The organism is Heminiphilus faecis (assembly GCF_008728965.1).
GTDB lineage: Bacteria > Bacteroidota > Bacteroidia > Bacteroidales > Muribaculaceae > Muribaculum > Muribaculum faecis.
In genome coordinates, this window is the sequence record NZ_VSMC01000024.1 from 38,985 (window position 1) to 48,809 (window position 9,825).

At 45.9% G+C, this 9,825-nt stretch carries 9 protein-coding genes; 2 read left to right on the forward strand and 7 right to left on the reverse strand.

The annotated features are described in order from the left end of the window. Positions 1–2: 2 nt before the first annotated feature. From FW767_RS10355 to FW767_RS10370, 4 genes are all read right to left on the reverse strand, one after another. Positions 3–833: an undecaprenyl-diphosphate phosphatase gene (locus tag FW767_RS10355; RefSeq protein ID WP_121699290.1), complete on the reverse strand. Its 831-nt coding sequence runs from the start codon at positions 831–833 to the stop codon at positions 3–5. Positions 834–868: 35 nt separating this feature from the next. Continuing rightward, on the reverse strand, positions 869–1,156 hold the full coding sequence (locus FW767_RS10360; protein ID WP_121699291.1) for a DUF3098 domain-containing protein: 288 nt from the start codon (positions 1,154–1,156) through the stop codon (positions 869–871). Positions 1,157–1,172: 16 nt separating this feature from the next. After that, positions 1,173–2,045 (reverse strand): cell division protein FtsX, encoded by an 873-nt coding sequence (locus tag FW767_RS10365; protein WP_205523893.1) that lies wholly within the window; start codon positions 2,043–2,045, stop codon positions 1,173–1,175. A gap of 133 nt (positions 2,046–2,178) precedes the next feature. Next, complete coding sequence (locus FW767_RS10370) at positions 2,179–3,675, reverse strand: succinate CoA transferase (RefSeq protein WP_121699326.1); 1,497 nt, start codon at positions 3,673–3,675, stop codon at positions 2,179–2,181. 141 nt (positions 3,676–3,816) lie between these two features. On the opposite strand from FW767_RS10370, the gene miaB reads away from it, so the two are divergent. Then, positions 3,817–5,175, forward strand: a complete 1,359-nt coding sequence (gene miaB / locus FW767_RS10375) for a tRNA (N6-isopentenyl adenosine(37)-C2)-methylthiotransferase MiaB (protein ID WP_121699293.1) — start codon at positions 3,817–3,819, stop codon at positions 5,173–5,175. Positions 5,176–5,181: 6 nt separating this feature from the next. On the opposite strand, the gene FW767_RS10380 is transcribed toward miaB, so the two are convergent. Together FW767_RS10380 and FW767_RS10385 are read right to left on the reverse strand one after the other, a co-directional pair. Then, positions 5,182–5,868: a Crp/Fnr family transcriptional regulator gene (locus tag FW767_RS10380; protein WP_121699294.1), complete on the reverse strand. Its 687-nt coding sequence runs from the start codon at positions 5,866–5,868 to the stop codon at positions 5,182–5,184. Positions 5,869–5,921: 53 nt separating this feature from the next. Further along, complete coding sequence (locus FW767_RS10385) at positions 5,922–6,830, reverse strand: bile acid:sodium symporter family protein (protein ID WP_235898103.1); 909 nt, start codon at positions 6,828–6,830, stop codon at positions 5,922–5,924. A gap of 590 nt (positions 6,831–7,420) precedes the next feature. Here FW767_RS10385 and FW767_RS10390 point away from each other — a divergent pair. Further along, positions 7,421–8,950, forward strand: a complete 1,530-nt coding sequence (locus tag FW767_RS10390) for a DUF6377 domain-containing protein (protein ID WP_147438762.1) — start codon at positions 7,421–7,423, stop codon at positions 8,948–8,950. A 383-nt stretch (positions 8,951–9,333) separates the two neighbouring features. Here the strand turns inward: FW767_RS10390 and FW767_RS13165 are convergent, their stop codons facing one another. Continuing rightward, positions 9,334–9,483, reverse strand: a complete 150-nt coding sequence (locus FW767_RS13165) for a hypothetical protein (protein ID WP_205523894.1) — start codon at positions 9,481–9,483, stop codon at positions 9,334–9,336. Between the last annotated feature and the right edge of the window lie 342 nt (positions 9,484–9,825).

A 9,825-nucleotide genomic window follows, 5' to 3' on the forward strand; every position in this document is an offset into this window, starting at 1 on the left:
GTTTACCAGATTAGACAGAGCACTCCGGCTATGACACAATATACTGCAAACCACACGAGTTTGCCTTTCTTTACAATATCCAGCATCCATTTGCATGCCAAGCAGCCTACGATAAACGAGGCGAGAAAGCCTACGGCTATAGGAAGCATTCCCGCAGATGCAGTGGTCGCTGCGGTATCTTGAACCAAAATCATGTCTTTAAGATCAAGTAGCCCTTTGCCGAGAATAGGTATAATCACCATGAGGAAAGAGAATTGTGCCACACGTTCGCGGTTGTCGCCAAGCAATATGCCGGTAGCTATTGTACTGCCGGAGCGTGAAAGTCCGGGAAGTACGGCTACAGCTTGTGCGCACCCTATTATGAAAGCGTCAAGCCATGATATGTCGCGGCCTTGTGATCTGCCGGGGTGCATTATAGCCTGTCGTGTACGTGTAAAATACGCGAAGCACAGAAGCGCCGCAGTCACTATCAGGCATACGCCGACCACGGTAAGATTGCCTTTGAAGAATTCTTCCACATCTTTCTGGAAAAAAACTCCCACTATGCCTACCGGTATACACGAAATCAATATTTTGCATACCATAGTGAAATTCTTGTCGCGCCTGACAGTGAAAAAAGAAACCATCAAAGGATAAAACTCTCGCCATAGAATTACGATTGTACTTAATACAGTAGCCACATGGAGCATGATGCTGAATTCGAGCGAGGCATCAGGATCAAGATGCACATTCAGTATCTGTTTGAATATTTCAAGGTGTCCGCTACTGCTTATCGGCAGGTATTCAGACAGACCTTGTATAATACCTAAAATGAGGGCGTCAAGCCAATCCATCGTAAAAAGTAGATAAAATTAATAATGTAAACGGGTTATGCCTTGTTTTTGTTTTTTGGACGGAATACAATGGCTATACCCATGAATATGAAGCCGAGAAATGCCATAGTCGGGCCTACGACTATGCGGCGGGTCGAGAATATGTCGGGGTTAAACGCCTCCGTTGTGGTGCTGCCGCCGAGCATAAGCAGAAATCCTGCGAGAATTATCAGCCCGGAGACAGCCATCATGATGAAATTGATTTTTGTCAGGGGGAAATTACTCCTCGGCTCTTTGTCTATGCCGTCGTCCTGAACCGGAGTGATGTTGTTTTGCTTTGCCATATTATAAATTCGGTTTTTATTTAAACATGTCATCGTAAGATGAACGCAGATACTTGTTTGTCGCGAAAACGGCCGCAGTGAAGCATATGAGCATGCCCAACACTATCACGCCGGCAAATACGCATAGCGCGGCCGGCCATGTGACAGCTTCACGGATAGTCTTGTCAAGAGTGTGGAAGTATGCCAGAGCTCCGGCAAGTATGGTGCCGGCCACAAAACCGGCTACGAGTCCGCTGACGAGGTTGCCGGTCAGAAACGGTCTGCGTATAAAGGCGCCCGTAGCTCCTACGAGTTTCATTGTGTGGATGGTGAAACGCCGTGAGTATACCGACAGTCTGATGGTGTTGTTTATGAGTGCGAACGATATGAACAGCAGCACCGCCGCTATGACAGTCAGTATGATTGTTATTGATTTTATATTGGCGTTTACCGCATCGACCATCTCGGTGTGGATGTTTATGTCGGATATGTAAGGAAGCGAGGCGATGGGGGCTACTACGGCTCCTATCGAGTCTACATCGGCGTAGCCGGCTTTTACCTTGACCTCCAGTTCCGGACTGAACGGGTTTACACCCAGTACCTGCATAAGGTCCTCTCCGGTATCCTCTTTCCATTTGTTCATGGCGTCGGCCGCGGAGAAATACCGCATACTTGACACGTAGGGCGCTGTCGTGATGCGTTGTTTGAGGTAGTTTATCTGATTGTCGGTGGCCGTATCCGAAAACACGATGCTGAAGCCCATGTTTTCTTTTATCTCTGAAGTTATTGAGTGGGCCGCTATGCCGAGCAGCGATATTATGCCCAGCAACATTAGCACGAGTGCCACACTTATTGTTGCGGTTATCTGGGCTGAGAATGTCGATATTCCTTTACGATGCTTCTTTTCCATACTTTTGGATAAGGCCATAACAGACCTAATAAGGTGCAAATTTACAACATAAAAGCCCCGTTGTCAAGAGTTTGACACAAAAAAATAGCGTCAGACATCGACGTCTGACGCTATTTGTAAGTGAATTAGTCGATTATGCAAATTTAGACCAGTCGGTTTTGCGCATGTCGCCTTCGGCGGCAAATGTCGAATGGAAGCCGAGTGCGGCATTGAGGGAGTGGGGTGTATGGCCTCCTGCCTGTGACAATTTAAGATAGTCGCGTAGCAGTGGCTTGTACTCGGGATTTACGCAGTTTTCGATGATAGTCTCGGCACGCTGTACGGGTGACTTGCCGCGCAGGTCGGCTATGCCTTGGTCGGTTATAAGCACGTCCACTGAGTGTTCGCTGTGGTCAAGATGCGATACCATGGGCACGATGGTTGAGATAAGTCCTCCCTTGGCGGTAGACGGGCAGCTGAATATGGATATGTAGGCGTTGCGGGTGAAGTCACCGGAGCCGCCGATGCCGTTCATCATCTTTGTGCCTACCACATGGGTCGAGTTGATGTTGCCGAATATGTCGGCTTCGAGAGCGGTATTCATCGTGATTACGCCTAATCGACGTACTATTTCGGGGCTGTTTGATATTTCGCCGGGACGCATGAGTATTTTGTCGCGGAAGAAGTCGATGTTATTGAAGACTTCGGTCATCTTGGCGTCGGAGAACGTCATTGAGCAGGTGGAGGCGAAGCGGCATTTGCCTTTCTCCATCAAGTCGACCACAGCATCCTGAATGACTTCGGTATACATGTCAAATGCGGGTACTTCCTTTGACTCGCCGAGGCCGAAAAGCACGGCGTTGGCTATGTTGCCCACACCGCTCTGCAGCGGCAGAAACGAAGCCGGAATGGCTCCGCGGCGCAATTCTCCGATAAGGAAGTCGCATACATTGGCGCCGATCTGTTTTGTCACGTCATCAAGCGGCGAGAAGCCATGTACGCCGTCGGTTATGTTGGTCTTGACGATGCCTACTATCTTGGCCGGATCTACTTTCAGCAGGGTGGACCCGATGCGGTCGTTGGGCTTGTAGATGGGTATCTCGCGGCGGTAAGGCGGGTCAAGGGGCATGTATATGTCGTGAAGACCCTCTACGGAGGTGGGGATGGCTTCGTTGAGCTCGATGATGATTTTCTTGGCCATTTTGGCTACGGTGGGAGCCATGCCTACTCCGGTGCCGAGAAGGATTTCGCCGTTGTCGCTTACATGGGCTGCTTCTATGATGGCTACATCTATGTCACCGAACGTGCCGTAGCGGAGTTTCTGCGCGAGTTCCGACAGGTGCAGGTCAAAATAGTTGGCGTCATGCGAGTTTATGCGCTTGCGCAGATCGGCCGAACTCTGATAGGGAGTGCGCTTGTCGATGGCATTGGCGCGTGCGAGAGCTCCGTCCACATGGTCGTTGGTCGATGCACCGGTGAAAATGTTGACTTTGAAAGGACGCCCTTCGGCATGTTCTTTTTCGGCCTTTTTAGCCAAGGCTTCAGTGACTACTTTGGGTGTACCGGCGGCTGTAAAGCCCGACAGACCTAAGTTGTCGCCGTTGTTGATGACTTCTGCAGCTTCTTGAGCTGTAAGGATGGGGAAAGCCATAATCAGATAATAATTGTTTTTATGTTTATTATAAGGTATAAAATGCTTAATTTTGCGCAAAAATAAATAAAACTATTCGACAATCAAAATTTTAATAAGTCCTTTGTAAGGTACTTCGGACTATAACGACGATAATATATAATGAATAAAGACAATATAGACAACGCTGGCTCGGGTGTGAAAAAACTGTTTATAGAGACCTACGGATGCCAGATGAACGTGGCCGACAGCGAGGTGGTGGCGGCAGTGATGGCTACCGTCGGATATGAGATGACTGATGATCTGGAGAGCGCCGATGCGGTGCTGCTCAATACATGCTCTATACGCGATAACGCCGAGCAGAAAATATACTCCCGCCTGCAATACATGGCTTCGCTCAAGCGACGCCACCGCGGGCTTTTCATCGTAGGTGTCATCGGGTGTATGGCCGAGAGGGTGAAGGAGGGGCTGATAGCCGACTATGGTGTAGATCTTGTGGCCGGTCCTGATGCATACATGGACCTGCCGGCACTGTTTGCCGCAGTTGAGGCCGGAGAGAAGGCCATTAACGTCGACCTGTCGACGACCGAGACGTATCGCGATATCATACCCATGAAGATTACCGGCAACCGGGTGTCGGGATTTGTCAGCATAATGCGCGGATGCAATAACTTCTGCTCGTACTGTATAGTGCCATACACACGGGGACGCGAGCGCAGCCGCGAGGCCGAAAGCATACTTCGCGAGGTGCTTGACCTGCGCGACCGAGGCTTTAAGGAGGTGACGCTTCTCGGACAGAACGTGAATTCATACAGCTATAGACGTGCCGACGGCCGGTTGATAGACTTTGCCGCTCTTCTCGCTCTTGTGGCCGAAGCCGTGCCCGAGATGAGAATACGGTTCACCACCAGCCATCCCAAGGATATGAGCGATGATATAATAGAAGCTATGGCCTCGCATGACAATATATGCAATCATGTGCATCTGCCTGTGCAGTCTGGGTCCGATACTGTGCTCAAGGCCATGAACCGCAAGTATACGCGTGACTGGTATCTCGGACGTATTGAGGCCATACGCCGCGCTATACCCGATTGTGGCATCTCTTCCGACCTGTTTACCGGATTTCACGGTGAGACGGAGGAGGATTTTCTTATGACCCTTGATCTTATGAAGAAAGTGGGGTTTGACTCTTCGTTTATGTTCAAGTATTCGGAGCGACCGGGCACACTTGCTTCGCGCACTATGCCCGATGACGTGCCTGAAGAAGTGAAGATTGAACGGCTTAACCGCATGATTGCCTTGCAGAACGAACTATCGGCCGAGTCCAACCGCCGCGATGAGGGAAAGACTTTTGAAGTGCTCGTCGAGGGTGTGTCGAAGCGGTCAAAGGAGCAGATGGTAGGACGTACTCCGCAGAACAAGACATGTGTGTTTCCGCGTGGCGATGCGCGGGTGGGCGACAAAGTGCTTGTAAAAGTGGTCAGCTCTTCGTCGGCGACTTTGATATGCGAGAGAGTCTGATGATGCTTATTCGGCTGATGTGTTGAGAATCTCAAGCAGCGACTGTCGGGAGTTTATGCGTATCTCGTTGGTGTCGTACTCGATTATGCCGCGTTCTTTGAGGCTGTCAAGTGTGGATATGAATGAGGTGCGTTGTACTCCGAACAGCGAGTATAGGTCGCGCTGACGGCATGTGAGTGATATGTCGGTACCTCCCGGCTGTGTCAGCGATATTATCCAGAATGCTATACGCTCTTCGAGGCTTCCGGTTGTTATGGCGAGTATGCCGTCGACCGCTTTCTGGGCATTTCTTGATAATATGTTGAGGAAATTGAAGAGGAATATCTCGTCGGAATTAAGAATTTTGGTATAGTCCGTTTTGGATATCTGCAGTATGCTTACCGGTTCGAGAGCTACGGCTGTGCATGGATAAAACGGGGCGCGTCCGAACAGAAACTCAGGAGCGAGTACGTTGGGCGCTTCAAGTGTCTGTGATACTTTGAAGCGACTGTTGGAGTTGGCTATGGTCACCCTCAGTTTGCCTGATATTATGAAGATTATATGTGTACACGGATCTCCTGCCGTAACTACGGTTTCACCTTCCAGATATTTAAGGAAGTGAAATTTGGTCATGCCTACAACTTCCGATATCTTGTATCGGCTAACGCCTTTGAAAAGAGGCAGTCCCATGAGAATTTCGTACATACTGTTCATAATCGTACTATTTTATGTTATTAACGTCAGTTAGCTGTAAATGTTCTGATTTTTTAACTTTTTGAAGACTGTTTGGCTTTATGGAACAATTGCAGCGAGTTGATTGTATTCTGCCATGCGACGTAGGCTGCCGGCCCTACGGAGGCTATCGGGTTAAGGAATGTCAGCGCCATCCATATGGCGAGGACGGTGTTTTTTTGTCCGAGTCCTTGCGCTCCCGATATTTTTTCGCCATAACGAGCTCCGATCTTTCGCCCGATAAAGAATTGTCCGCAGCAAGTGATTAGCGATAGAAAAGCGATAAGAAGCATCTCGGGTATTTTCTCGTAGGGCTCGTCCATTATAAAACTGACGGCATTGCCGACAACTATAATAAGAGCGCATGCCCATATGTAAAATGACAGTGACTGCCGCCGAGCTATGGCATCATGCACTCGTGGTGTGAATATTTCAAGCAGAATAGCTATGGCCAGCGGTGCCAATATCAATGGCAATACTTTGGCGCTTATGGCAAGTACGGAGTCGATAAAACGGATGTCGGTCCCCGGAGATATGAATGAGAATAGTATCGGGGCAAGCAATGCCACCGCTATGTTGCTTATGAGCGAATAGACCGCAATGGCTGTTATTGAGCCTCCGAGCATTCCGGTTACTACCGGAGCGGCCGTAGCAGTAGGGCAGAATATACAAATGAACGCTCCTTGAGCAAGATCCAGACCGAATGGCTTTATGGCCATGAATACCGCCAGCGAGCCTGCTATCTGCACGGCCAGCAACATCCATATGTAACGTGGTATTTTGAATCTGTCGGGCGATATGCGGCAATACGTTATAAGAAGCATGACAAATATTAGGTAAGGCGATAAGAACGCTACCTTGCCTATATAATCATGGAATAGTACGCCGATAATCATGGCGAACGGCAATATCCACGGCTTTATTAGCTGTCGTATATTGTTCATGACGCAAAGTTAATGTTTTTTATTAAAATTAATGAATTTTTGTGTTGGAATGATTTCTAATGTGTACCTTTGTGTATGAAAATGCGCTAATGAATGGAGCGCGTGTGTGAAATGGACGGAATATGAATGCGTTACACTGTAACCATATTTATATGAGTGATTATGAGTTTGATTGATATCTTGTATTTTTATGGGCGCTTTTGTTGATTATCAGATAGATATATTTATATTCGGTTCTAAAAATATTTGATGGTTGACATGCTCTATTGGTAGCACGGAATATTATTTATTAAATTTGCATAGATGAAAGAAACTAACCGCGTTTTTTAGATGACGCGGTATTGAAGATATAAATGTGACGAATGTAAATAGTGCATAATAGTAAATGTGTTTTATGTTAGGTTTGGAAGCCTTTAATGTAAAGGCAACAATATAGGCCGCTTCGTGAGAAACGGCCTATATTGTTGTATAATGAATATAATTTTGTATTTTTGTAGTCAGAATCCGTTGATTTAACAAATTACCTTAAGCCCATCATGTATAAAACCTTGCTGGCCTGTTTTTTTTACGTGTGTTTGTCTCCTGTATTTGTGTATGGGATTGACGGTTTGTCATCTTATACGTTTGATGACGCATTTTCCGAACTCGATGAGGCTCTGGCGCAAAGGCGTGATTTGTTGAAATTAAAAGACATTAGAATTGACTCTCTGAAGGCGGAGCTTGAAAATGCTGAAAATTATAAGGCGGAAATATCTGCAATTGAAAGCCTGATAGATGAATATGCACATTATGATGTGGATTCTTTGAAACGATATTTCAGTAAGGCCATAGCTCTGTCATCGTTTTATGGCGATTCTGTAGCTGCACGCCGTTTTTGGCTTGCTGAAATTGAGCATATGCCTGTCAGGGGAGAGATAAGGGAGGCATTTATGCGAATCGACAGTGTCAGGGTCAATGATCTTGAAGAAGAAGATAAGATATTGTTTTTCGAGGCGGCAAGATGGGCTTCATTGTATACGACTTCAATTTATTCTCCTCACAAATTGCATCGCGGATATTTCAGTAAATATGGTGAATATAATGATTCGTTGATGGCGAGAACCGATGTTTCTTCGCCGCGGTACCGTTTACTGGCCGGATCGCATTATCTTGCTAAAGGACAGGTATCGCTTGCTATTGCTGCGTTGAATGATTATATCGAGAATAATAAAGAGTATAATGAAGATTACGCCAATGCGCTGTCCATGTTGGCTCTGTCTTATTTCGAGCGTTCGCGCAAGGATTTGTGGATGTATTACATTATACTTGCGGCTGCTGTCGACGCGCGCATCGGAGTGCTTGACAATGACTGCCTTAGGCAGGTGTGTGGTGCGTTATATCAGATGGGTGATCTTGATCGGGCTTATGAGTATATGTCGGTCGCTCAGGACGATGTGGACAGGTGTAAGGCCTATATAAGAAGTGTCAATGTCGCTCCGGTATATCCGCGTTTGATGGCCGATTATCGCGACATGCAGCGGCGAAGAGAGATGTTGCTGTATTTTCTTATAGGAAGTCTTGTTGTTATAGCTGCTCTTTCGGCTATTATTATATATATCAGGTACAATGACGTAAAGCGTTTGAAGCGGTTAAAGACAGAGTTGGTTAATGCCAATCTTGTTAAGGATTCACATTTGGGCCGTATACTTTCGCTGTGTTCGATATACATGGAGAAGCTTGATGATTACAACAAATTGGTTAGCCGTAAGATTGCTGCCGGTCAGATTGACGACTTGTATAAATTGGTTAAGACCGGAAAGTTTCTTGATGACCAGAGTAAGATGTTCTATGAGATTTTCGATAACTCGTTTGTGCATATGTTTCCTACGTTTATCGACGAGGTAAATGCTCTGTTAGGGCCTGATAAAGGTTTTGAACAACTTTCCGAGCCGGTAAAATTGACTCCGGAATTGCGTATACTGGCTTTTATGAGGCTTGGCCTTGACGACAGTGCTCAGATAGCGCGTTTTCTCGGTCTGTCATTGAATACGGTGTATACCTATCGCAATCGAATGAAAAGCAGGGCAAAAAATCGGGCAACTTTTGAAAACGATATCATAAATATCGGTACGTATAATTGAACCCGGTTCTGTCTTTTTTATATTCGGAGTATAATGATGTCGTTGTAACTCATTGCGTAATAGGCTTGTTCTACATGTTGAGACTGCAACTGTGTTATATCTGATATTTATCCTCTTGACGCAGACTTATAGTCTTTTTATCTTTGTATTGAAATTCATGTTGAAGTGTAGCTACTATTTAGTATATACATGTAATGATTAGCTTGAGTCAATTAGGTATAATAGGTAATTTGTTTTAGGTAGTTAGTAAAGTAGAATGCCTGAACTTGTGTCAGGTAATGAAACAAGGAGCTCCGCGAGGAACTCCTTTTTCATTTGTAATTTTATGGCTGTTCAGGTGCAGCTTCGGTGCAATGGACGAGCGGCAAAATACGGTTGATTCGTTAAAGATGGGTCTTGTCGGTATGCCGCTTATTTCCTGCACATATGGCAGTCTTTTGACGGAGTGCGCTTTTCGGGGTTGCCTCGGCCTGTTTTTGTAGAGTGATTGTCTGGAATGCTATAATAGGATTAAAATGGCTTGTGCAATCCATAAAAAGACTTATATTAATCTGCTGACGACTGTTGTTTATGTGCCTGATAAATAATGTGATATAATTTTGTTGCATAACAATTATTTTATATCGTATTTTAATTCATATGTTGCTGACTGAAAACTCAAGTATCTTTGCAATGTGTAAAATAATTATTCAGTCTAAAACAGATATTTATAGAATTAAGGGTTAGTATTTTTAGTTTTAGGATAGTTGGGCTCAAGCCGAAATACCGGTGCATATGTTAAAATGCATCGAGGATAATGTTAAAAATTCAGGCGTATAGTTTGACAAGTCGGAAGATAAAGAAATCTCGGTCGCGAACGCCTCTCATTTGAGAAC